This is a genomic window from Rhizobium sullae (genome assembly GCF_900169785.1).
GTDB classification, from domain to species: domain Bacteria; phylum Pseudomonadota; class Alphaproteobacteria; order Rhizobiales; family Rhizobiaceae; genus Rhizobium; species Rhizobium sullae.
Genome location: NZ_FWER01000011.1, coordinates 76,823 through 99,003 on the forward strand (window position 1 = coordinate 76,823; position 22,181 = coordinate 99,003).

Here is a 22,181-nt window from a genome sequence, read left to right on the forward strand (position 1 = left end):
GCCCGGCGGTTTTTCATCGCGGCAATGTCGCCCGATCGGAATTTTTCGTTAGCGAAGATCAGCTGAAGGATCGCACCAGACTGCCGACCAAGAGGTTCCAGCCATCGATCAGCACGAAGAACAGGATCTTGAACGGCAGCGAGATCGAGGTCGGCGGCAGCATCATCATGCCCATCGCCATGGTGATCGTCGCAACGATCAGGTCGATGACGAGAAACGGCAGAACGATCAGGAAGCCGATCTCAAACCCGCGCCGAATCTCCGAAATCATGAAAGCCGGAATGAGAACGCGGTAGTCGATCTGAGCACCGGTCTGGACGGTCTGGCCGCGCTCGCGCGCGAGGTCGACGAAGAGCGCCAGATCCTTGTCGCGCGTGTTGGCAGCCATGAAGGTGCGGAAGGGCTCGGCGATGCGCTGCACGGCTTCCTGTTCCTGGATCTGGTTGGCAAGCAGCGGCTGCACGCCGTTCTGCCAGGCCTGATCGAAGGTCGGCGACATGACGTAGAAGGTCATGAACAGCGCCAGCGAAAGCAGGATCATGTTGGAAGGTGTCGACGAAAGCCCCATGCCCGTGCGCAGGATTGAAAAGGCGATGACGAAGCGCGGGAAGCTCGTCACCATGATCAGGATGCCGGGAGCGATCGAAAGGACAGTCAGAAGGCCGAAGGTGCGGATGATCCAGGCCGCGACGGAGCCATCGACAGGTATGTTCAAAAGATCCGTCGGCAGCTGCTGGGCAACCGCCAATTCCGGCGCCGCCGTCATGGCAACGAAGAAAATTATGAATCGAATCATTCGATGACAAAGGTCCTGAACATGACCTTCGATACTCGTCCTTGCGAGCGCAGGTCAACACGTTCCTGTATGTCATCCTTGAGATATTGAAAGCCGCGCGGCCCTTCGATCTGCTGAAGGGAAACGGTGCGGATGTAAGCCAGGATATCCTGGTGAATATCTTCGGCCACCTTCACATCCGGCGGGCCGTTGAAAAGCAGCGCCACTTCGAGGCGGATCCAGTTTTCCGAGGGATAGGCGAGGTTCGACGTGATCGGCTCGAGCTGAACGACGTTGTTCGCCTCGGTGGAGATGTGCGGCAGCCCGCCCTCTCCTTCCGGCTTCTCTTCGCCGCCCGCCGAAACCGTTTCTGCCGCCGCCTCGGCCTGCTCGGCGCTCTTGACGTTCGGCGCAATCATGGTGCCGACGAACCAGCCGCCGCCGGCACCAAGAACGGTGAGCGCGAGCAAGCCTGCCCCCGTGATCAGCATGGCGGATTTCGTTTTCGGCTTGCCTTCGGTTTCTTCTGCGTCTGCCATTGTCGTCCGGCCCTAGAGCGGCGAGAAGAGATCGATGGCCTGCTGGCCGCGCGGCGGCTGCTGCACTTCCATCAGACGACCGCGGCCGCCGTAGGAGATGCGCGCTTCGGCGATCTTCTCGTAAGAGATCTGATTGTCGGAATCGACGTCCTGCGGGCGCACGATACCGGCGACGTTGAGGATGCGGATTTCCTGGTTCACGCGGACTTCCTGCGAGCCGCTGATGACGAGGTTGCCGTTTTCGAGGATGCCTGTGACCACGGCGGCGACGAGAAGCGTCAGCTTTTCCGAGCGTTCGATCTTGCCCTTGCCATCGGTGCTGGTGTCTGAGCCATAGGTTATGTCCGTCTGGGAATTCGGATTCCAGCCCAAGATGTTTGCGTCTACGTCCCAATTGAGGCCGCTCGAATTCTGGCGGCTGCGATTGGTTTCGTTGTCGAACGTCGCCTTGTCGTTGATCTGGATATTGACCGTTAGGATATCGCCGACGTTGAGCGCGCGCGCATCCTTGAAGAGGGCCGCTTGGGAATCGCTCCACAGCGAATAGCCTTGCGCTACTTGGCGCGGCTGTTTCGGATAAAGTGCCATCTGGGGTGTCTGGCCATAGGCAAGGCCGCTGCCGATCGGACTCATGGCGGGTGCCCGGCCGATCTCCCTCACAGCCTGCGGCGACTGGCAGCCTGCAAGAAGGGCAACGGCGGCAATGGCAGCCGGGAAACGCTTGTTCATGAGGGATCCTTCGACGTATTGGGATCGGACGCGCTGGCGATGATATTGGCGATGACTGCCGCTTTCAGCGGGTCCATCTCGTTCAGGATCACGCTCGATTGACGCGAGCCGAGCCGCATGATCACCGCTGCTGCGACCTCGATCTTGACTTCCTGAAGCTGCAGCGCCGCCGCATCCGGCTTCATGTTCTTGTAGATATCGATGAGACCGGCCTCGGCCTGCTTGACGAAGTCGTTGCGGCGCTTCAGCCAGTCCTGATATTCGGCCTTGCGCTTGTCCATCTCCGCCATGCGGGAGTCGATATCGGCGCGCAGCTTCTCGAGTTCCTGCTTCTGCAGCAAATAGCGCTGGTCGCGCGCCGGATCGGCGATGTTGGTGCAGAATTGCCTGATTTCCTCTTCCGACGTCAGGTCTCCGGCTGGCCTTGCCGCTTCCTGGGCGAAAGCGCTAGGGATGGAGAGAAGGACGACTGCGGCAAACGGTAGCGAGAACCGCCGCAGCAGATCAGAGATATTCATGTCGAACTTCGAGCCGATCATTGCAGTACGAGCTCCGCCTGCAGCGCGCCAGCGGACTTAATGCCCTGCAAGATCGCGATGATACCATCCGGTTTGACGCCAATGTTGTTGAGACCTGCAACCAGAGTCCTGAGGTCGGGACCGTCGAGGATCGCGACGCGCCCGCCGTTCTGCTGTGCGGCGATATCGGTCTGCGGCTGAACGGCAGTGACGCCGCGCGAGAAGGGTTCCGGCTGGATGATCTGCGGCAGCTCGGTGACCTGAACAGTTAGCGTTCCGTAGCTCACCGCAACCGGCGAGATGCGGACATCCGCTCCGATGACGATCGTGCCCGTGCGTTCGTTGACCACGACCTTCGCCGGCGTATCGGTCTCGACGACGAGGTTTTCGATATCGGCCATCAATCGCGTCAGGTCCGCCACGCGCGGCTTCTGGACGACGACTTCCTGCGCGTCCCTCGCCTCGGCGAGCGGACCGCCGAAGCGGGCAGCGGCATAGCCGTTCACCACATCGGCAATGCGCACGGCCGTCGAGAAGTCCGGATTGCGAAGCTGCAGCACGAGATTGACAGAATCCTTGAAGTGCGAGGGAAGCTCGCGCTCGATTATTGCACCGCCCGGAACGCGGCCGGCGGTCGTGACGCCCTCAGTCAGGGTTGCTGCCTGGCCCTGGGCCTGAAAGCCGGACACGACGACGGAGCCTTGCGCGACCGCGTAAATCTGGCCGTCGGCGCCCGACAGCGACGTCATGATGAGTGTGCCGCCGCGCAGCGAAGTCGCATCGCCCAGCGAACTGACGCTGACGTCGATGCGGCTGCCGGGGCTGGCGAAAGGCGGAAGGTTCGCCGTGACCATGACAGCTGCCGTATTCTTCGCGTTGGACTCGCCGCCTTGCGTCGAAATGCCGAGGTTCTGCAGCATGGCGCGCATCGACTGTTCCGTGAATGGCGATGCGCGGAAGCCGTCGCCCGTTCCCTGGAGACCGACGATGAGACCGTAGCCGATGAGCTGGTTGTCGCGTCCGGCCTGCAGTGAGGCGATGTCCTTGATGCGCGAAGTCAGCGCAAACGCCGGCGTCACATGCGCCATGCACATGGAAAGGGCCGCGAGCGCGGTGAGAATGCGAGAGACAATCTTCATTTTGCCGCCACGTGTATGGTGCCGTTGGCAAGCACTGTGCCGCTGACGATGACGCCCGAATCCATGTTACGAGCGCGGATGACCTGACCTGTCGAGCCATCCTCTAGCGGAGAGCCCGCTGCGGAGATGGTCATGTTGCCGATGTTGAAGACGAGGCGGATCTGCGAACCGCGCGTCACCGTGTAGGGCTCACGCAACGCCGAGATGGAGATGGTCCGGCCGGGCAGCAGCGTGCGCTTCGAGATCATGCCGCGAACTTCCTCGATGGATTTCGCGTAGCCGCCCGCAAGGTTCGGGTTGGTCACTTCGACTTCCTGAAGCTGGCCGCCGCTGATCGTTTCCCCGGGATAGATGATAGCCGTCGGCACGACCGCATAGCCCGTGCCGGCGCTCGCCGCGCCGGGGATGAAAATGCCTGCAGCAGCAACCGCGGCCAATGCCGTCAAAGCGACGATATTTCTCGCCCGGCGAAACATCATGTTCGGCCCTTTCCTCGTTTACTTCAGGTTCTTGCTGACGATGGAGGCCATTTCGTCGGCAGTGGTGATGACCTTGGAATTCATCTCATAGGCCCGCTGGGCCGATATCAGTTCGGTAATTTCCTTCACCGGATCGACGTTCGAGGATTCCAAGTAGCCCTGCTTCATGTATGCGAAGCCCTCTTCGTCCGGCGTGCCGACGACCGGGTCGCCGGAGGCGGGCGTCTGCTGAAAGAGGTTGTCGCCGAGCGGCTGAAGGCCGGCCTCGTTGACGAAACTCGCAATCGTCAGCTGGCCGAGCGTTGTCGGATCCGTCTGGCCCGGGAGCTTGGCGGTGACTTCACCGGAGCGGCTGATCGTCAGTTCGGTCGAGCCGGTCGGAATGGTGATGCCGGGCACGACTTCGTAACCATCGACGGTTACGAGCTGGCCCTGATCGTTCTTGTTGAAGGCGCCGGCACGCGTATAGAGCGTCGTGCCGTCTGGAGCCTCGATCTGGAAGAAACCCTTGCCGATCAGCGCGACGTCGAGGTCGTTGCCGGTCTGGCTGAGTTCACCCTGGATGTGCAGGTTGCGGATTGCCGATGTTTGCACGCCGAGACCGATATTGGCGCCTTCCGGAACGATCGCCTGATTGGCGCGGTTTGCCACGCCCTTGGCGCGTTCGGTCTGGTAGAGAAGGTCGGTGAACTCGGCGCGTGCGCGCTTGAAGCCCGTCGTATTGATGTTCGCGATGTTGTTCGCGATCACTTCGAGGTTGGTCTGCTGGGCATCCATGCCGGTTGCCGCAATGGCGAGCGCTCTCATCGGTTCGTCCTTAAATCCAGTTACATCTGCATCTTGGTGACTTCGAGAAAGGCCGACACGACCTTGTCACGGATTGCTATTGCGGTTTGAAGCGTCTGTTCGGCCTGCAGCATGGAATCGACCACTTCGCGGGTCGTCGCCGTGCCCTTGATGCCGGCGAAGGACATGCTTTCGGCGCCCTTCATGGTGTCAACGGCCTGAGTTGCCATGTTGCCGAGAATGGCGGCGAAGCTCTGGTCGTTCTTGGCGCTTTCGGCTGCCGAAGAAGCCGTGGAGGAATTCTCGGTCGCAACGCTGCCGATGCCGCGCGTGAGAGAGAGAGAACTGACGTTCTGTACGTTATTGATCATTATTGGCTCTTCAGAAGATCGATCGTGGAGGAGATCAGGTCGCGGGTCTGCTTGATGGTCTGCAGGTTAGCGTCATAGGAACGGTTGGCTTCGCGCATGTCCGCCATCTCGACCAGCATGTTGACGTTCGGGAGCTTGACGACGCCGCGCTCGTCGGCGGCGGGGTTGCTCGGATCGTATTCGGTGGTGAAATCGGCCTCGTCGACGCCGAGCTTCTTGACGCCCACCGTCGTCACGCCGCCTGCGCGATCAACTTCTTCGCCGAACGTGATCGTCTTGCGGCGATAGGGATCGGCGCCGGGCGTATCACCGGTCGAGCGGGCGTTTGCGATGTTTTCAGAGACGATGCGCAAACGCGTCGACTGCGCTTCGAGTCCGGAACCTGCGATCTTCATGGCTGCTGTCAAAGGATCCACGGCATTACTTCCTTACGGTCATCAACATCATTCGATGAAAGGAGCCGACCAGCGAGGTATTCAGCTCATACTGACGCTTGATTTCGCCACTCTTGGACAGTTCCTCGGCCAGACCGACGGTGTTGCCGGATTCCTGAACGCCGATCTCCTGGTCGAGAGCCGCTTCCTTGACGTCGATGTCGCCGCTGGTGCTGAAATCGTTGCCGCTGAAATGCACCGGGTTGGTGCGGGCCATCGTGATATCGGCCTTGTCGAGAACGGCCTCGAAGGGCGTCACGTCCTTGGCACGAAATTTCGGCGTGTTAGCATTCGCAATGTTGCCGGCCACAACCTCCTGACGGATCGTCAGCCATTCCGCCTGCCGCGAGGCCAAGTCGAAAAGTTGAATCGGTTGCATGGGAACTCTCCGTGTTTACTGAGAGGACCCTACGGCGGTAATCTTGCGTCAGACTTACGGAGAATTCAGGCTTCGCTGCGGTCAGCTTTATTGGCCGTACCAAAAAGGAAAGAGGCCCGTCGCCTTCGCGCGGAGCCTCCAGCAGGATCGCTGCGGCGATCACTTGTTCTGGTAGATTTGGCCCCTGGAAGTCACGATCACCCATTTGCCGTCGCGCTCTTCCAGCGTGGCGAGGTGGCTTTCGTCCGGAAGGATCGATCCGACGCGCACGACATACATGCCCGAAGAATCCTCGATCAAGGCTCGGCCGTTTGCAACGTGCAGGAGCTTGAAGCCGGAAACGGCAGGGAACGGCTGGTCTTCGGGCACCATGGCACCCCTGTCGCTCTCCTTGCCGACATTCGAAACCGTCGCGGTCGTCAGCGGGTCAAAGGGAAGCTCTGGCTTGTTCTCGACCTCGTTCTTGTTGACCATGGCAAGCGGCGAGACACTGAAAACATTGCGCGCCGGCCAGTCCGGCAGGTCACGGCTCCGATCGCTCTGCGCGACGTCAATGCCGAACTTGTCCTCGTTGAAGAAGACGTACCAAGGGAAAAACGCCGCAGCACCTGCAAGCGTGAGCCCTACCACAGTCAACACGCGGTCGAGCATCAGCGCTTGCCGCTTTTCCCGTGGCTTCAAGGGAGCGATGCGCTCATCATCGTCTTCGAATTTCGTCAAAGCTAACCTCTGGGTCTCGTCGGGATCGTTGCCGGCTGGTTCGGAATTCCGGCAGCGGTCTTGAGAGCAGCCGCCAGGTCAGCAAAGGCATCGACCGACGCGCGATCTCCCGGAGACTGTTTCAAAACATCGTAAATAATTGGTACCTGCTTGACCGCCATGTCCAAATCCGGATCAGCGCCCGGCCGGTAGCCGCCGATGAGACGCAGGTCGCGCGTTTCCTCGAAGCGATGGATCAGCGCCTTCAGGCGCGAGACGAGCTTTTCCTGATCCGGCGTCCAGGCCTTGCGGGCAAGGCGCGAAATGGACGCCAAGGGGTCGATCGGCGGGTAACGGCCTTCTTCCGCAAGGCTTCGCTGCAGGACGATATGGCCATCGAGAATGCCGCGCGTCGAGTCGGCGATCGGGTCGTTGTGATTGTCGCCATCGACGAGGATCGAGATGATCGCGGTGATCGTTCCCGTGCCTTCCGGGCCGGGACCGGCGCGCTCTAGCAGCCGCGGCAGCTCGGTGAAAACCGATGCAGGGTAACCGCGGGCGATCGGCGGCTCACCGGATGCGGTCGCTACCTCGCGGATCGCATGGGCAAAGCGCGTGACGCTATCAACGATCAGCAGTACGTTGTCGCCCTGGTCGCGGAAATGTTCGGCGATCGTGACCGCCGTCAACGGCGCCATCTTGCGCAGCATCGGGCTTTCGTCGCTGGTCGCGACCACGGCGATCGATTTCTTCATGTTCTCGCCGAGCGTATCCTCGATGAATTCGCGCACCTCGCGGCCGCGTTCGCCGACGAGCGCAATCACTACCTTGTCGAAGGTATCGGCCATTGCAAGCATCGAGAGAAGCGTCGATTTGCCGACGCCCGAGCCTGCGAAGATGCCGAGGCGCTGGCCGTGGCAAAGCGGAGAAAAAATGTCGATGGCGCGGACGCCCGTCCGGAAGCCCTTCTCGACGCGTTTGCGGGTCATCGAAGGCGGCGCGGTATTGGAGATTGAACGGCGATCGAGGCCATCGACGATCGGGCCAAGGCCATCGATCGGTTCGCAGAGCGAATTGATCGTGCGGCCGCACCAACTTTCGGCCGGCGATATGCGAAAGGCCCCTTTGCGGATGACCGTATCGTGGATGCCGATCGGTTCGCCCGGCTCGATCGGGCAGACATAGGCCAGTTCCGGTTCTACGCGGACGACCTCGCCGAGGTGGATGCCAGTCGCCGACTTGTGGGCGACAAACTCGCCGAGACGGACCTGCCGGGAAAGGCCGCTCACCGTATAGTGGCCAGCGGCAATGGTCTGCACATGGCCACCATGCGCGACCGCAAATTCCGGCTTAGCATAGCGGCTGACGAGGCCGGCCAGGTGCCCCAGCTTCGGCGAAAGCTCGTCGTCGGTCAGCGTTGTCTTACTCATCCGTCAATCCTTCCGCTTAGCGGCTGCCGCCTAGCGTCTTGATCGCCTCGTTGAAGGAGTTTTCACTGTCGGTCGTCAGCGAGGCGATGCTTTCGAACGCGCGGTTGACTTCTATCAGCTGGGTGATTTCGCGCATGGCGTTGACGTTGGAGTTTTCGAGATAACCCTGCTCGACGCCGATATTGAACCGGTCGGTCACGGCCCGCGGTGTTTCCGTGGTCATGACGCCGCTGTTCTCATAGCGGAGGTAGCCCTTGTCGATATCGGCTTCAAAGAGACCGAGCGACGCGACCTGCCGGCCGCCTTGATAGATCATGCCGTCATTGCCGACCCTGGGTTCGCCGCCCGCCGTGTTCAGCTGGATCGGGGCACCGCCGGCGTCAAGGACCGGGTATCCGCGGATCGACACAAGCTCGCCTGTGTCCTTCATGGTGAAGCGGCCATCCTTGGTCAGAACCTGGCCCGCCGGCGTATCCAGAGCGAACCAGGCATCGCCCTTGATCGCAAAATCCAGCATGTTGCCGGTGTGCTGCAGTTCGCCGCTGTCTCCGGAGAGATAGTCGTTGCCCTGTGAGACGAAGGCAACCTTCGCGTTCAGCTTGTTGTCCGTGTCGCTAAGCAACTGATTGAACTTGACTTCCGTCCCGCGAAATCCGGTCGTGTTCACGTTCGCCATGTTGTCCGCGATCGTCGTCAGGCGCTTTTCGAGTGCCATCTGGGATGACAAGGAAACATAAAGACCGGATTGCATCTGAATAAGCTCCTGGTATTGGCGATGAACGGAACGAAAACCGGGGTCCCTGTCGTTTGTTCGACCACGGTTTTCGCTGAGGCGGCATCTCAGAAACGGGCGGATCGGCCCATTCGTCACCCTCAATCTGACGGCAAATCCTTGCGCGAAACTGGCATGCAAAATGCAAGCCGCAAGCGCCTAGCCATCAGCCTCACGCAAGCCAGCAACCCTATCCCTTGGGCTGAAAACAACGTTCAGGTTTGGACTGACGATGAATATCATTATCGGATTGGTGATCACGGTCGGCTGTATTATCGGCAGCTTCATGGCGATGGGGGGAGAGATCGAGGCTCTGTTTCAACCTTTCGAGTTCGTCATCATCGGCGGCGCCGGTCTCGGCGGCTTTATCATGGCGAATCCCATGAAGGTCGTGAAGGATTCCGGCAAGGCGCTCGCCGAGGCGTTCAAGCACTCCGTTCCGAAGGAGCGCAACTATCTGGATACGCTCGGCGTTCTCTATTCGCTGATGCGCGACCTGCGCACCAAATCGCGCAATGAGATCGAAGCACATATCGACAATCCGGCGGAATCTTCGATCTTCCTGTCAGCTCCGACGATCCTGAAGAACAAGGAACTGACGGCATTCATCTGCGACTACGTCCGTCTGATCATCATCGGCAATGCCCGCTCGCATGAGATTGAGGCACTGATGGACGAAGAGATCAACACGATCCTGCACGACAAGATGAAGCCTTATCACGCCATCTCGATTATGGGCGACTCCTTCCCGGCGATCGGCATCGTCGCGGCCGTCCTCGGCGTCATCAAGGCCATGGCGCATATTAACGATTCGCCGGAAGTCCTCGGCCACCTCATCGGTTCGGCCCTCGTCGGCACGTTCCTCGGCATCATTCTGTCTTATTCGGTCTGCGCGCCGCTGGTTTCGCAGATCAAGGTCGTGCGCACAAAGCAGCATCGCCTCTACGTGATCGTGAAGCAGACACTGCTTGCCTACATGAACGGCTCCGTTCCGCAGGTGGCTCTCGAATACGGCCGCAAGACGATCTCGGCTTACGAGCGTCCATCGATCGACGCGGTCGAACAGGAAATGATGAACCCGGGTGGCGAGAACAAGGCGGCCTAAGTGACCATGAGCAACCTTTCCCCTCAAAGGCCGGCGATGGACCCGGTCCTCCTTGCGAAGCTGACCGGGCGCCTCGGCGACCGGGCGACCATAGAAAAGCTCTGCGTTTCACTGTCGGAGGTCTATGGCGAATTCCTGCCGGATATTTTCAAGAGCGAAACCGGGCTAGACATTGCCGTCGCCTATCTTGGCTGCAGTTCCAGCTACAAGAACGACCTGATCGCCGACCTCGGCACCAATGTGACCCTTGTCGATGCGACGCTGCGCAACTGGTCGCAGAATATCACCTTTGCCTGCGGCAACAGCTTCGTTATCACACTGATGGAAAACCTGCTTGGAGCTGCGTCCGATACGATCGAACAGCCGGCCGACAGGTTGCTCTCGGTCATCGAACTTGAACTTGCGGTCATGGTTTTCGAGAAGATCGCCAATGTCTTCCGCTCCGCGGTCAATCCACCGGGCGGTTTCGAGCCCAGCCTTGAGCCCCCGCATGCGCTGGATTCGCGTGCCCGGCCCTCCAAAGACACGCCGGACGAATTCGCCTCGGCGATCAACATGACGATCACGCTTTCGGGCATCACATCCGAATTCTCGGTGATCGTGCCCCAGGCGCCGCTGCTGAAGACGCAGATTTCGGCGCCGAAGGCGAAGACCCAGTCCGCCAAGTCTGAGGCATGGACCGAACAGCTCAGCGAACAGGTCCACCGGTCGCATGTGACGCTCGACGCGAAAATCCGCCTTCAGGACCTGACGTTGCGCACGATCTCCAAGCTCGCACCGGGCGACGTCATCCCCTTCCGCGACACCGGCGACGTCCGCGTTGAGGTCAGTGCCAACAGCAAGGAATTGTATGTGTGCGAGTTCGGGCGTTCCGGCGAAAATTACACCGTCCGGATCAAAGATACGATCAGCTCCGATGACGAGCTCATCCGTCATTTAATGAATTAATCGGTTCCCGTCCCTTTCGCTGCAACGGCAGTTTGAGGCAAGTTTCAACTGGAATAGTGATTTCATGGCTACGAAGAAAACACAGCAGAACGACGATCTGTCACTGGAGCTTCCAGGCAACGAAGCTGACCTCGATCAGGCGATCGATGATCTCCGCGGGGTTCTGAAGCAGGATTCAGACGGCGAAGTTCCAGAGTTGGGCGAAGAAGCCGATGTTTTCGGCGCCGGAACCGGTACCGATCTGTCGGCTTTCGGCGACTTCGGCAGTGACAGCACAGCCGAGACACCCTTCGGCAACGGCGACTTTGGCGGCTCTTCGGATTTCGGCGACACCGGTTTCTCCGCGGCGATCGTCGAACCGGCACCGCTTGGCAGCGCGCTTTCTTCGAACTTCGAACTGATCATGGACATTCCGATCGACGTCCAGATCATGCTCGGCAGCAGCCGCATGCAGGTTTCCGGCCTGATGAATCTCAACGAAGGCGCCACCATCGCCCTCGACAAGAAGATTGGCGAGCCGGTTGAGATCATGGTGAACGGCCGCAAGATCGCACGTGGCGAAATCACCGTCCTGGAGAATGACGACACCCGCTTTGGGGTTAAACTGATAGAAGTTCTGAGCACCAAAAAAGCCTGACCCCGGTTAGGGGCGGAGAGGTTAGACCATGATGGACTTTGACGATTTCGGCGGCGCACTTGCCGGGAAACCGTTGACCCAGGCTGAAAAAGCGGCGGCTGTACTCCTCGCTATGGGGAAGGGAGTCGCAGGCCGGCTGTTGAAATATTTCACCCAGGCCGAGTTGCAGACGATCATATCTTCCGCTCAGGCTCTGCGAGCCATTCCGCCGGACGAGCTGCTTGGCCTAGTGGCCGAATTCGAAGACCTCTTCACCGAAGGCGCCGGCCTGATGGACAATGCCAAGGCAATCGAGAGCATTCTCGAAGAGGGCCTGACGCCGGACGAGGTAGACAGCCTTCTCGGCCGCCGCACAGCATTCCAAGCATACGAAACCTCCATCTGGGACCGTCTCGGCGAGGGGGATCCGGCCTTCATCGGCAAGTTCCTGCTGCGCGAACATCCGCAGACCGTTGCCTATATTCTTTCGATGATGCCGTCTTCCTTCGGCGCCAAGGTGCTGATGCAGCTTCCGGACAGCCGCCGCGCGGACATCATGAACCGCACCGTCAACCTGAAATCCGTCAGCCCCAAAGCCGCTCAAATCATCGAGAAGCAGGTGGTGACGCTGCTGGCCGAAGTCGAAGCCGAGAAGAACTCGATCGGATCGAACAAGGTTGCCGAACTCATGAACGAGATGGACAAGCCGCAGGTCGACACGTTGCTCACCTCGCTGGAGTCGATCAGCCGCGAATCCGTCAACAAGGTTCGCCCGAAGATCTTCCTCTTCGACGACATTCTCTACATGCCGCAACGCAGCCGCGTCATGCTGCTCAACGATATCTCCGCCGACGTTCTCACCATGGCTTTGCGCGGCGCGTCGGCCGAAATCCGCGAGGCAGTTCTCTCCTCGATCAGCCCGCGCCAGCGCCGCATGATCGAATCGGACCTGCAGAGCGGCACTGCCGGCATCAATCCGCGCGAGATCGCCATTGCCCGGCGTGCCGTCGCCCAAGAAGCGATTCGCCTGGCAAACTCCGGCCAGATCCAGCTCAAGGAGGCGGAGAGCGGAGCGCCGGCAGCAGCCTAAGCTTCCTGCTTCTGTTGACAACCCGGCGAGAAACCGTTCCCGGCGTTGATCACGATGTACCGCAAGACTACGCTTTTCGGAACGGGCCGCGCCTTGCTGCGGCCCTTTCCATTGATGGAGGGCCGCGAACTTGGCTGATGAGGACAAGGACAGCAAAACAGAAGCCCCGACGGCGAAAAAGCAGGCCGACGCGGCCGAGAAAGGTAATACGCCCTTCTCACGCGAAGTGCCGATCTTCGCCACCGTTCTTGCGACCTTTATCTATCTGACCTTCTATCTGCCCGATGGCATCAGCCGCGTCAGCGAATCGCTTCGTGACATCTTCGAACAGCCGGACCAGTGGAAGATCGAGACCGGGCCGGACGCGATGTCACTCTTCGTGCATCTCGGCTGGGTGAGCGCCGTGCTTCTCACCCCTGCCATGCTGCTGTTCATGATCTTCGGCGTCGTAGCCTCCATAAGCCAAAATCTTCCTACTCCAGTTCTCGAACGCATCCGTCCGCAGCTGTCGCGCCTTTCGCCGGCCAAGGGCTTTGCGCGCATCTTCAGCGTGCCCGGCTTGATCGAATTCGGCAAATCGCTCTTCAAGATCCTGATCGTCGGAGTGATCATGTTCTTCGTGCTGAAGAGCGAATACTTCAACGCGATCGATGCGATGTTCTCCGACCCACAAACCTTCTTCGCGCGGACGATGACGATCATGCGCAAGATCGTGCTGGTCGTACTTTTCGCAACGGCCGTCGTTGCGATCGCGGACTTCTTCTGGTCGCGACATCACTGGTTCACCGAACTCAAGATGACGCGGCACGAAGTGAAGGAAGAAAACAAGCAGGCGCAGGGCGACCCGTTCGTGAAGGGCCGCCAGCGCTCGCTGATGCGGGACCGTGCCCGCCGCCGCATGATTGCCAATGTCGAACGCGCCACGCTCGTCATCGCCAACCCGACGCACTATGCCGTGGCGCTGCGTTATGTGCGCGAGGAAAACGATGCGCCGGTGGTTCTGGCCAAGGGTCAGGACCTTATTGCGTTGAAAATCAGAGAGATAGCCGAAAAGAATGGGATTCCTGTTTTCGAGGATCCGCCTCTTGCCCGCTCCATGTTTGCGCAAGTCTCGATCGATAGTGTCATCCCGTCAGTATTCTACAAGGCCGTGGCAGAGCTCATTCACCGGGTTTATGCTGCCGACGCCAGGAACAAACGGGTAAGATAAGCCGAATGAAGAAATGCCCCTACTCTTCTCAGCGTGAAAGAATTCTTGCCGAAGCCATCAGCCCGGTTGCGACCGAGCTTCGGCTTCTCGACGCTTCGGATCTCATTTCGCTGCTGCGCTTCGAGTATTACGGCAGCATCGCCGATCTGGTTGCGTCGGCTGCAGAGCTGTTCTTTCATCCCGGCACCGTCAATTTCGGCCTTGGGGGCAGTTACACGCTGGAATGGGGCGGCAAGCCCGAGGTCGTCCTCGATCTCGAGATCAAGCCACGCGGCGTGACGGTCTATGCGCAGCTCACGATGGCGGAGCAGCATGCCGGTATCGAGATCAACCATATCGCCTTCCAGGATCCGTCTGCCGATCCGGACGTGAACACGGCCTTCCTCGAACGCAGCCTGCGTGAAAGCCGGTACAATACCCGGCCGCTTCAGGCGCTTGCGGGCTGATCGATACTTCAGTTTCAGGCTTGGAAGAACCCGGCCGGTTTATCCGCGCCGGGTTTGGCAATTGGCCCCTTCAGCTGATGTAGCCGAGGCGGATCGCCTTGGCGATCGCCTGGATGCGGTTGACCGAATCCAGCTTGATCGTCGCCGAGCCGAGGTAAGCATTCACGGTATGGACTGAAAGTCCGAGCTTGTCGGCAATCTCTTCGCTGATGCGCCCGTCGCCCGCAAGCTGCAGGCAGGCAATCTCGCGCTCGCTCAGTGTTTCCGCCGCCGCTACGCGGCGCTCATCCATCGAGAGCAGATCCATCATGACCTGGCAGCTGCGGCCATGAAGCTCCACGATCATGTCGCTGCCGGGATCGAGGTAATCGCCCATGAAGATGACGAACCCGTTTCCTGCCGTACCGAGCCGCACAGGAAAAGCGAGGCCTGAAAATGGCAGAATACCGTCCTTCAGTCGCGTCATGAACGGCGCGAAATCGGTCGAGCCGGGCGCGGTGCGATCATGGCCGCCGGCCCACGACAAGGGCAAAAGGGATTTTTCGATGTGGTCCAGCAGCGCATCGCCATAGGCATCCACAAGTGCCTTGCTGGAGGCCACCGCAGCCGACAGCCCCCAGTTTTCCAATTCGCAGACCAGACGCTGCTTCGCAGGTAGGCCCGAGCCGCTCATCCGGTAGACCGCGAAATTCTGGGCGTCCGCCAGCTTCTGCATCGCGACCAGCCGCGGGAAGAGATCGGAGCGGCTGCTTACCCTGTTCACACGTATGCTGCGGATGTGTTCGGTACTACCCATCGCCCTGCTTGACGAATGCCCCATAAATTCCCCTCAGACGAGATTATTTCTCACCGCAAACGCTATCGCCTCGGAGCGAGTCTTAGTCGCTGTCTTTCGCATGACGCTCGTAATGTAGTTGTTGATCGTATTGCGGGAGATGCCCAGGATCATCGCGATCTCATCGCTGGTTTTGCCTTCGGCGATCCAGAAGAGACATTCGAGCTCCCGCTCCGTCAGCTCGAAATCGCGGTCCACCCGGGTGCCGGCGCACTGGAGGGAGCTCGCGAGATAGCCTGCAAGAAGCCCGACGTCCCTCAGCCGTTCCGGCGACAGGATAAACCCGTCATCGAAGAGAAACATCAACGATAGCCGCGAGCGACCGACATTGAACGTCAAGGAACAATACTGGCGGCTGGCGCCATCCGGCACATGGGTATTGTCGGGGAGGAGTGCAAAATGCGGCTGGAAGAGCTGCATGCATTTTTCCAGCTCGGTCGTGCGCGCATAGCTGTTGGTCAATGCCGCCGCCAGATCCTTCACGAGGTCGAACGGCCAGTCCGAGGATACGATAGAATCGAGGCCGGCTTCCTGAATGAGATCGGAGCGCGCCAGCAGGTAATGCGACGCCCCAACGTAATCCGTCAGCGTGCGAAGTGCCGCCTGCAACCTGCCGCTGTCGGCAATTTCGCTAAGTTGCCCAATGAGCTCCTCGCGGGAGCAAAGGCTGATAGCCTGGAGACCGACGAAATTCGCGGCCTGATTTTCGCCCTTAAGCAGTGTGTGCATATCCATAGGCAGCGTCCCGCGCGGCTGAGTGCCCGTCTCTGCAAGGCATTGTTGCGCAGGACCTACGCGGCCTGCCGCAATGACTAGACGAATCACCCAAGGGTAAGTCAGACGTCAGAAACTACCATATCCGAGTTCTTGGGATTTACTCTTGCCGCTTTCCGTGCGCGTGATTCGCGCTCAGACATCGCTTGATTAGATAGTCTTGAACCTATGGTGATTCTCTCAGTCTCGCAACACAACACTCGTTATAGGCGAGTCATCAATATGAGCAATTCTTTGACGCAATTCATACATACTTTAAATGCAGCTAATTCTAATTTGAATATCACGAACAAATCCGCCGATACTGCAGGTCACATATGACTATGTATTTATGAAATAAAACTTTCGACCTTAAACAATCTTCCTGCCAAGTGATTTCTTCTGATTTATAAAAGTGAAACGTTCGCTCTCGCCTGATCCGGCAACAATCAAGCACCTTTTCAATCTTGTGCAAAATATGTCCCGCTCGGGTGCCTGCTGATAACAAATCCGTGATCACGCTGACGGTGGACATTAAAAAAGGCCGGTCTCCCGGCCTTTCGTTTAAGCGGCGTTGTCCACGGCCCATTTCCTGAGGATTTTCGCGGCGCGCTCCTCGTTGATCTCGACCATTCGCGCGAGCTTCCGTTCCGGGCCTTCCTTGACGCGGCGGTTGAAGTTTCCGTCGTCGTCGCCCAGGCTGAGCAGATCCTCCGTGCTGTCGAAGCCGAAGTCCGAGCCGAAGCCGTCCATGAGCGCGCCGCCGGCAGCCGTTCCTCCGGCCGGTGCGAAATCCGGCAGTTCCAGGCCTACGCTTTCGGCAGACGTGTCGCCGATTGCGCCCACGCCGCCACCGCTGATGCTGCGCACCAGAGGCCGCACGCCCATCCAGACTACCACGAAGGCGACGCCCAGGAAGGCAAGCGAGTTGATGATGCCGGCCAGGTTGCGGCTCAGCATGTCGAGGATGCGAACGCCGCCGGCGGCATCTTCGAGAAGCTGGTTCTCGAGGAAATCCATCGCCGTGACCGTGACGACGTCGCCTCGATCGGCACTGATCCCGGCTGCAGACGTCACGATCTTGTTCATCTCGGCGAGATAGGCGTCGATCTTTGCCTGATCGGCAGGTTCGCCAACCATCTGGGCAACACGGCCCTTGTTGACGACAACGGCGATCGAAAGCTTCTCGATCTTGTAGCTGCTACGGGTCGTGGCAGTGGTCTTGCTGTTGATCTCGTAGTTGGTCTGCTCTTCCTTCTTGTCCGACTTGTCTTGTGATTCCGGATTGTTGCTTCCGCCCTGCTCGGGTGCGGCCTGCGGAACGTTCTGCTCGACGGTCGTCGCGTTGTCGGACTGCTTCTGCTGCGACTGGGAGGCTTCCTTGGTGGTGCGCACGGACCGCTCCACCTTCGATTCCGGATCGTAGACCGTCTCCTGGATCTGCTGCGCGTCCGTGTTGAGATCGGCCGTCACGCTGGAGCGGAAATTGTCCATGCCGAGGAAGGGCGCCAGCGCCTTGTCGATATTCGATTCGACTTCCTGCTGGACGTTCTGGACGATGTTTAGCGAGCGGTTCAGCGAGCTGTTGCTCGCCTCGTCGCCGGAGGCCAGCAGCTGGCCGGCGGAATCGAGAATCGTCACGTCATCGACGTCAAGCCCCGGCACGGCCGAGGCGACGAGGTGGCGGATCGAGGTGGCTGCACTTCGGCCCGCCGCAGCACTCGCCCGGATCATGACGGAGGCTGTCGGCTTCTGCTCCGCCTTGCGGAAGTTTCCGACCTCCGGCATGACGATATGGACGCGTGCGGCGGTGATGCCGGAGATGGACTGAATGGTGCGGCCTACTTCACCCTCGAGCGCACGGACGCGCGTGACTTCCTGCATGAACGAGGTAAGGCCGAGCGAGCCGACATTGTCGAACAATTCGTAGCCTGCGTTGGCGCTGTTCGGCAGCCCGCGCTCGGCAAGCAGCAGGCGGGCCTTGCCCGTCATGCCGGCGGGCACCGTAATGCTCGAACCGTCGGAACCGACCTGGAAGCCGATATTGGCCTCCGCAAGAGCCATGCTGATTTGATTGAGGTCAGGAGTATCAAGGCCGACATAGAGCGTTTCCTGCGCCGGCTTGTTGACGAAAAAGGCTGCAGCCAAAATGATTGCGATGGAAAAAACGCCAACACCAGCGAGTGCCAACAAGCGGGTTCGCCCCAGCGAACCTAAGTTCCTAGTGAGCTGAACTAATTGATTTAACAGATTCATTCTGTTCTCGCACGATCCGTCAAAGACAAAACAGGCTTATTGCCTCATTCCTTGATAGACGGCGAAACTTGTGCGAGCGTTTCGTCAGAGCAGGCTGGGAAACTGAAAAATCAGAAGAAATCGAAGTCGCCGGCCGCCTTGCTGAGCGGCTGGGAATGGCCGTGGCGCGTGGCGCCGCCGAGCGCTTTCTGCATCTCGGCAAGCTTGACGAGACTGAGCGCGGTTGCGACGTCAACAGCCCAGCTTTGCGGAATTTCACCTGTGATCGTGTCGATGAATTCAGCCAGACCACGGGCTTTCTGGACGGCAAGATCGATGCCCTGCATGATTTTCATGCTGTCCGGCGAATTCAGGACATCGGCGCCGCCGATTTCGAGAAGCTGCGGCTCGATGCGTTCGATGAGGTAAGCGACATCATGCAGTTCGGAAACGATGCGCATGAGGATATCCGGAAGCGCCTCGACCGGCGAAGGCGGCTCGATCGGTCCACTGAAAGTCATAGAAAAATCCTTGTCATCAGAAAAATTCGATACTTGTTTCGACCGGCTTCTGCGGCGTGACGGGACGCTGTTCGAGAGCCACCGTTTTCTGCGTTTCGGCGCCCGTCAGCGGGTACTGGCGCGCGCGGCCTGAAACCGGCCAGTATTCGAGCTTGCGGCCATGTTCGCCGCCGGTGCTGGAGCTGACGACCGGGATGCCTTCGTCCCTCAGGAACTGCATGGCGAAGGCGGCGTTCTGCTCGCCGACATTGGAGAATGTCGAGATCGTCTTCGCCCCGCCGAAAATCTTTGCCTCCAGGCGGTCGCGGCGCGCGCCCTGCTTCAGAAGGCCGTTGATCAGCAATTCCATCAGATGAACGCCATAGCGTGTGGCGTCCCCGCCGCTCATCGGCGTATTGCCCGTGCCTGGCAGCAGGAAGTGGTTCATTCCGCCCACACCGGCCACGGGATCGCGCAGACAGGCAGCCACACACGAGCCAAGAATGGTCGTCAGAACCGCGCCCGGATCATTCAAGACCTTCCATTCGCCTTGAATGATATGAACGCGGCGGGCTGCTGCCTCGACATTCATTTCAGCGCTCCAAACACGGCTTCGATAGCCGCTTTCATCTTTTCGATGGTGAAGGGCTTCGCAAGCACGTTGTTGGCGCCGAGCTGGGCAGCCTTCTGCACGAGAGCGCGATCGCCCTGCGCCGTCAGGATGATGAAGGCGGCCTTCTTGGTTGCCGGATTGGTGCGCACGGCCTGCAGCAGGCCTAGACCATCCATCTTTGGCATGTTGAAGTCCGAGATCACCAGGTGATGCGGCTGCTGGGCCATGATCTTCATGCCCTGCTCGCCGTCGCCGGCAGCCGTGATCTGCTTGAAGCCGAGCTGGGTCAGCGCATCGCTGAGCAGCAACCGGCTCGTGACCTGATCGTCGACGATCAGAACTTTGATTTTCTCCGCAATCGACATTATTCTGTCCCTTCCTTTCGGGCGGCTGTCATTTTCAGTATTTCTTCGCCGATGGCATTCAGTGGCAGCTGCTGCTCAACGGCACCGAGTTCATAGGCCACTCGCGGCATTCCGTAGACCACGCAGGTCTTTTCGTTCTGTCCGAGAGTGCGCGCGCCTGCATGGCGCATCTTCAAGAGACCAGCCGCGCCATCGCGGCCCATGCCTGTCAGGATCACGCCGACCGCATTGCGTCCGGCAAGTTCGGCAACGGAATCGAAGAGAACGTCGACCGAGGGGCGATGTCCGTTCACCGGATCGCGCTCGACGAGACGGCAACAGGGAGCCGACGCATTTGCGACCTGCAAATGACGTTCTCCGCCTGGTGCCAGATAAATCTTACCAATCTCTAAACGTGCGCCATCCGTCGCCTCTTCGACGACCGGAGCACAGAGGCGGTTAAGGCGCTCAGCAAAGCTTTTCGTGAAGGTCGGCGGCATATGCTGGGTAATGACCGTCGGCGGGCAGTTCGCCGGAAACTTCTGAAGCACCGCGATCAGTGCTTCGACGCCGCCCGTCGACGAACCGATCGCAACGATCTTGCGGCCGACCCGGAAATCGGCGACCGATACCGGCGGAACCGGAGTTGCAGCCGGCTGCACGAACTGGCGTTGCGTGCGCGCGGCAGCCTTGACCTTCTCGGCGAGGTCGCCGAACGGGCGCAGCTCGCCGGGGGCAGGCTTCCCGACGCAATCGAAGGCGCCGATTTCGAGCGCAGCCAGGGTTGCTTCCGCGCCGCGGTGCGTCATGGTGGAGACCATGATGACCGGCATAGGGCGAAGCCGCATGATCTTCTCGAGGAATTCCAGGCCGTTCATGTTCGGCATCTCGATGTCGAGCGTGACGACATCGGGATTGAGCTTCTTGATTGCCTCGCGCGCTTCCAGTGCATCGCCCGCCTGGCCGATGACGCTGACCTCCGGATCGGAACTCAAGACGGCGCTTATCAGCCCGCGCATCGTCGGGGAGTCGTCAACGACGAGAACTCTTGCCGGTGCGCTCATCCCTTTCTCCCCAGTCCCTTCGTCGTGTGGCGATACGTCGTGACGCCGATATTGTCGAAGACGTGCTTTGCTTCGCCGGATACGCGCTCGGAATGGCCGATGTAAAGATGTCCGCCTTCAGGCAGCAGTTCGGCAAAGCGCGTCCAGATCTTCATCTGCGTCGGTTCGTCGAAATAGATGACGACGTTGCGGCAAAAGATGATGTCGAACTTGCCCTTGAAGGGCCACTGCGCCATCAGGTTCAGCTCGTTGTAGGTGATCAGGCGCTTGACGCGGTCATCGACCTGGAATTTACGGCGGCCATCCACGTTGACTTCCATGAACCACTGCTTGCGCATGGCCGGCGACACGGTTTCGAGAGCCGTCTCGTCGTAGGATCCGGCGCGAGCGAGATTGAGTATCTTTGGGTCGATATCGGTTGCCAGGATCTTGAAATCGTAGTCGGCGACATTCGGCATCATCGAAAGCACGGTCAGCGCAATCGAATAGGGCTCCTGCCCGTCGGAAGATGCGGCCGACCAGATACGGACACGCCCGCCCATCTTGGCACGGTTCAGAAGCTCCGGCAGCACATGGTCACGCAAGTGCTCGAAATGGTGGTTCTCGCGGAAGAAGCGCGTGAAATTGGTGGTCAGATGCGAAAGCATTTCGCGGCGCGGCGCCGCACCGGCGGGTGAGGAGACCAGCGAACAGTATTCGCGGAAGCCCGAAAGGCCGAGATTGCGGATATGCTTGGAAAGACGCGAATAAACCAGTGAAGCCTTGGTCTCGTTCAGGAAGATCCCCGCATCTGAGTAGATCATCGCAGCGATTTCCGTAAGGTCGCGGCGCGTCAGCGGATATTCGCCGCTCGCCAGAACCTCGTCCGGGTTCCCCTGCCTGAGATCTTTTGCACTCAACGCATTCATGCAGCTTCGCTTTCCGTATCGGGGAAGAGGGCTTCCAGTTCGACCAGGCAGATCATCCGTTTTTCGATTGCAAGAATGCCGCGGGCGAACTGGCGTTCTGTGTCGGAAGAGATTTCCGGCGTCGGTTGAATATTGTCGTCGGTCACGGTGAGGATGTCCGAGACCGCGTCGACGAGCAGACCGACGACCTTCCGCCGGACCTGCGCGACAATGATGACGTGGCGTACCGACGGCTCGGCGGGCTTCATGCCGAGCCGCGCCGAAAGATCGATGATCGGCAGCACCGCGCCGCGCAGGTTGATGACGCCCTTCATGTAGCCTGGCGAATGCGGCATGGCCGTTGCCGGCGTCCAGCCGCGAATTTCGCGAACCGACATGATGTTTACGCAAAATTCCTGGTCGCCGATGCGGAACGCGATGAGTTCGCGATCCCCCTGGCTCAGATTTTTCACGGCGTACGACAT

General features: G+C 59.6%; 28 protein-coding genes. 6 read left to right on the forward strand and 22 right to left on the reverse strand.

Translation table 11 applies throughout. The features are described 5' to 3' along the window. Positions 1–58 precede the first annotated feature (58 nt). The 13 genes from fliP to flgF form a co-directional block, all read right to left on the reverse strand. Entirely contained in the window at positions 59–796 is a 738-nt protein-coding gene (fliP, locus tag BN1800_RS11805) for a flagellar type III secretion system pore protein FliP (RefSeq protein ID WP_027509881.1), read from the reverse strand. After that, positions 793–1,314, reverse strand: a complete 522-nt coding sequence (locus tag BN1800_RS11810; RefSeq protein WP_086997667.1) for a flagellar basal body-associated FliL family protein — start codon at positions 1,312–1,314, stop codon at positions 793–795. Before BN1800_RS11810 ends, fliP begins: the two co-directional genes overlap by 4 nt. Before the next feature lie 12 nt (positions 1,315–1,326). Then, positions 1,327–2,043: a flagellar basal body L-ring protein FlgH gene (gene flgH, locus BN1800_RS11815; protein ID WP_027509879.1), complete on the reverse strand. Its 717-nt coding sequence runs from the start codon at positions 2,041–2,043 to the stop codon at positions 1,327–1,329. Then, entirely contained in the window at positions 2,040–2,582 is a 543-nt protein-coding gene (locus BN1800_RS11820; protein ID WP_027509878.1) for a MotE family protein, read from the reverse strand. The genes flgH and BN1800_RS11820 overlap by 4 nt, the downstream gene beginning before the upstream one ends. Next, positions 2,579–3,700 (reverse strand): flagellar basal body P-ring protein FlgI, encoded by a 1,122-nt coding sequence (locus BN1800_RS11825; protein ID WP_027509877.1) that lies wholly within the window; start codon positions 3,698–3,700, stop codon positions 2,579–2,581. Before BN1800_RS11825 ends, BN1800_RS11820 begins: the two co-directional genes overlap by 4 nt. After that, the gene (gene flgA, locus BN1800_RS11830; RefSeq protein ID WP_027509876.1) at positions 3,697–4,179 is read right to left on the reverse strand and encodes a flagellar basal body P-ring formation chaperone FlgA; all 483 of its coding nucleotides are present in this window, start codon (positions 4,177–4,179) and stop codon (positions 3,697–3,699) included. The genes BN1800_RS11825 and flgA overlap by 4 nt, the downstream gene beginning before the upstream one ends. 18 nt (positions 4,180–4,197) lie before the next feature. Continuing rightward, positions 4,198–4,986, reverse strand: a complete 789-nt coding sequence (flgG, locus tag BN1800_RS11835; protein ID WP_086997671.1) for a flagellar basal-body rod protein FlgG — start codon at positions 4,984–4,986, stop codon at positions 4,198–4,200. Between the two features lie 20 nt (positions 4,987–5,006). Continuing rightward, positions 5,007–5,336, reverse strand: coding sequence for a flagellar hook-basal body complex protein FliE (gene fliE / locus BN1800_RS11840; RefSeq protein ID WP_086997674.1), 330 nt, complete (start codon positions 5,334–5,336; stop codon positions 5,007–5,009). Next, a complete protein-coding gene (gene flgC, locus BN1800_RS11845; RefSeq protein ID WP_027509874.1) occupies positions 5,336–5,752 on the reverse strand; it encodes a flagellar basal body rod protein FlgC in 417 nt (138 codons plus the stop codon). Before flgC ends, fliE begins: the two co-directional genes overlap by 1 nt. A 4-nt stretch (positions 5,753–5,756) precedes the next feature. Further along, positions 5,757–6,149 (reverse strand): flagellar basal body rod protein FlgB, encoded by a 393-nt coding sequence (gene flgB / locus BN1800_RS11850; protein ID WP_027509873.1) that lies wholly within the window; start codon positions 6,147–6,149, stop codon positions 5,757–5,759. A gap of 159 nt (positions 6,150–6,308) precedes the next feature. After that, positions 6,309–6,869, reverse strand: coding sequence for a flagellar protein (locus BN1800_RS11855; RefSeq protein WP_086997677.1), 561 nt, complete (start codon positions 6,867–6,869; stop codon positions 6,309–6,311). Between the two features lie 2 nt (positions 6,870–6,871). Then, positions 6,872–8,278, reverse strand: coding sequence for a flagellar protein export ATPase FliI (fliI, locus tag BN1800_RS11860; protein ID WP_086997680.1), 1,407 nt, complete (start codon positions 8,276–8,278; stop codon positions 6,872–6,874). A 16-nt stretch (positions 8,279–8,294) separates the two neighbouring features. After that, a complete protein-coding gene (gene flgF / locus BN1800_RS11865) occupies positions 8,295–9,029 on the reverse strand; it encodes a flagellar basal-body rod protein FlgF (RefSeq protein ID WP_027509870.1) in 735 nt (244 codons plus the stop codon). 253 nt (positions 9,030–9,282) lie between these two features. On the opposite strand from flgF, the gene motA reads away from it, so the two are divergent. The 6 genes from motA (at position 9,283) to BN1800_RS11895 (ending at position 14,465) form a co-directional block, all read left to right on the forward strand. After that, on the forward strand, positions 9,283–10,155 hold the full coding sequence (motA, locus tag BN1800_RS11870) for a flagellar motor stator protein MotA (RefSeq protein ID WP_027509869.1): 873 nt from the start codon (positions 9,283–9,285) through the stop codon (positions 10,153–10,155). Further along, positions 10,156–11,103: a FliM/FliN family flagellar motor switch protein gene (locus BN1800_RS11875; RefSeq protein WP_086997683.1), complete on the forward strand. Its 948-nt coding sequence runs from the start codon at positions 10,156–10,158 to the stop codon at positions 11,101–11,103. A gap of 64 nt (positions 11,104–11,167) precedes the next feature. Continuing rightward, positions 11,168–11,740, forward strand: a complete 573-nt coding sequence (gene fliN, locus BN1800_RS11880) for a flagellar motor switch protein FliN (RefSeq protein ID WP_027509867.1) — start codon at positions 11,168–11,170, stop codon at positions 11,738–11,740. 28 nt (positions 11,741–11,768) lie between these two features. Then, complete coding sequence (gene fliG / locus BN1800_RS11885) at positions 11,769–12,809, forward strand: flagellar motor switch protein FliG (RefSeq protein WP_027509866.1); 1,041 nt, start codon at positions 11,769–11,771, stop codon at positions 12,807–12,809. 130 nt (positions 12,810–12,939) lie between these two features. After that, positions 12,940–14,019, forward strand: a complete 1,080-nt coding sequence (flhB, locus tag BN1800_RS11890; protein ID WP_086997686.1) for a flagellar biosynthesis protein FlhB — start codon at positions 12,940–12,942, stop codon at positions 14,017–14,019. Between the two features lie 5 nt (positions 14,020–14,024). Next, positions 14,025–14,465 carry a hypothetical protein gene (locus BN1800_RS11895; RefSeq protein ID WP_027509864.1) on the forward strand — a complete coding sequence of 147 codons (441 nt, stop codon included), beginning with the start codon at positions 14,025–14,027 and terminating at the stop codon, positions 14,463–14,465. A gap of 70 nt (positions 14,466–14,535) precedes the next feature. On the opposite strand, the gene visR is transcribed toward BN1800_RS11895, so the two are convergent. From visR to BN1800_RS11940, 9 genes are all read right to left on the reverse strand, one after another. Continuing rightward, a complete protein-coding gene (gene visR / locus BN1800_RS11900; RefSeq protein WP_086997689.1) occupies positions 14,536–15,285 on the reverse strand; it encodes a transcriptional regulator VisR in 750 nt (249 codons plus the stop codon). 9 nt (positions 15,286–15,294) lie between these two features. Then, positions 15,295–16,035, reverse strand: coding sequence for a transcriptional regulator VisN (gene visN / locus BN1800_RS11905; RefSeq protein ID WP_086997692.1), 741 nt, complete (start codon positions 16,033–16,035; stop codon positions 15,295–15,297). Between the two features lie 582 nt (positions 16,036–16,617). After that, positions 16,618–18,309: a flagellar basal-body MS-ring/collar protein FliF gene (gene fliF, locus BN1800_RS11910; RefSeq protein ID WP_086997695.1), complete on the reverse strand. Its 1,692-nt coding sequence runs from the start codon at positions 18,307–18,309 to the stop codon at positions 16,618–16,620. Positions 18,310–18,419: 110 nt separating this feature from the next. Then, entirely contained in the window at positions 18,420–18,809 is a 390-nt protein-coding gene (gene cheT, locus BN1800_RS11915) for a chemotaxis protein CheT (protein WP_027509860.1), read from the reverse strand. A gap of 16 nt (positions 18,810–18,825) precedes the next feature. Continuing rightward, the gene (gene cheD, locus BN1800_RS11920; RefSeq protein WP_086997698.1) at positions 18,826–19,380 is read right to left on the reverse strand and encodes a chemoreceptor glutamine deamidase CheD; all 555 of its coding nucleotides are present in this window, start codon (positions 19,378–19,380) and stop codon (positions 18,826–18,828) included. Then, on the reverse strand, positions 19,377–19,766 hold the full coding sequence (locus BN1800_RS11925) for a response regulator (RefSeq protein WP_022718672.1): 390 nt from the start codon (positions 19,764–19,766) through the stop codon (positions 19,377–19,379). Before BN1800_RS11925 ends, cheD begins: the two co-directional genes overlap by 4 nt. After that, on the reverse strand, positions 19,766–20,809 hold the full coding sequence (gene cheB, locus BN1800_RS11930) for a protein-glutamate O-methylesterase CheB (RefSeq protein WP_027509858.1): 1,044 nt from the start codon (positions 20,807–20,809) through the stop codon (positions 19,766–19,768). The genes BN1800_RS11925 and cheB overlap by 1 nt, the downstream gene beginning before the upstream one ends. Beyond that, positions 20,806–21,717 (reverse strand): protein-glutamate O-methyltransferase CheR, encoded by a 912-nt coding sequence (gene cheR / locus BN1800_RS11935; protein WP_086997700.1) that lies wholly within the window; start codon positions 21,715–21,717, stop codon positions 20,806–20,808. Before cheR ends, cheB begins: the two co-directional genes overlap by 4 nt. Further along, complete coding sequence (locus tag BN1800_RS11940; RefSeq protein WP_086997704.1) at positions 21,714–22,181, reverse strand: chemotaxis protein CheW; 468 nt, start codon at positions 22,179–22,181, stop codon at positions 21,714–21,716. The genes cheR and BN1800_RS11940 overlap by 4 nt, the downstream gene beginning before the upstream one ends.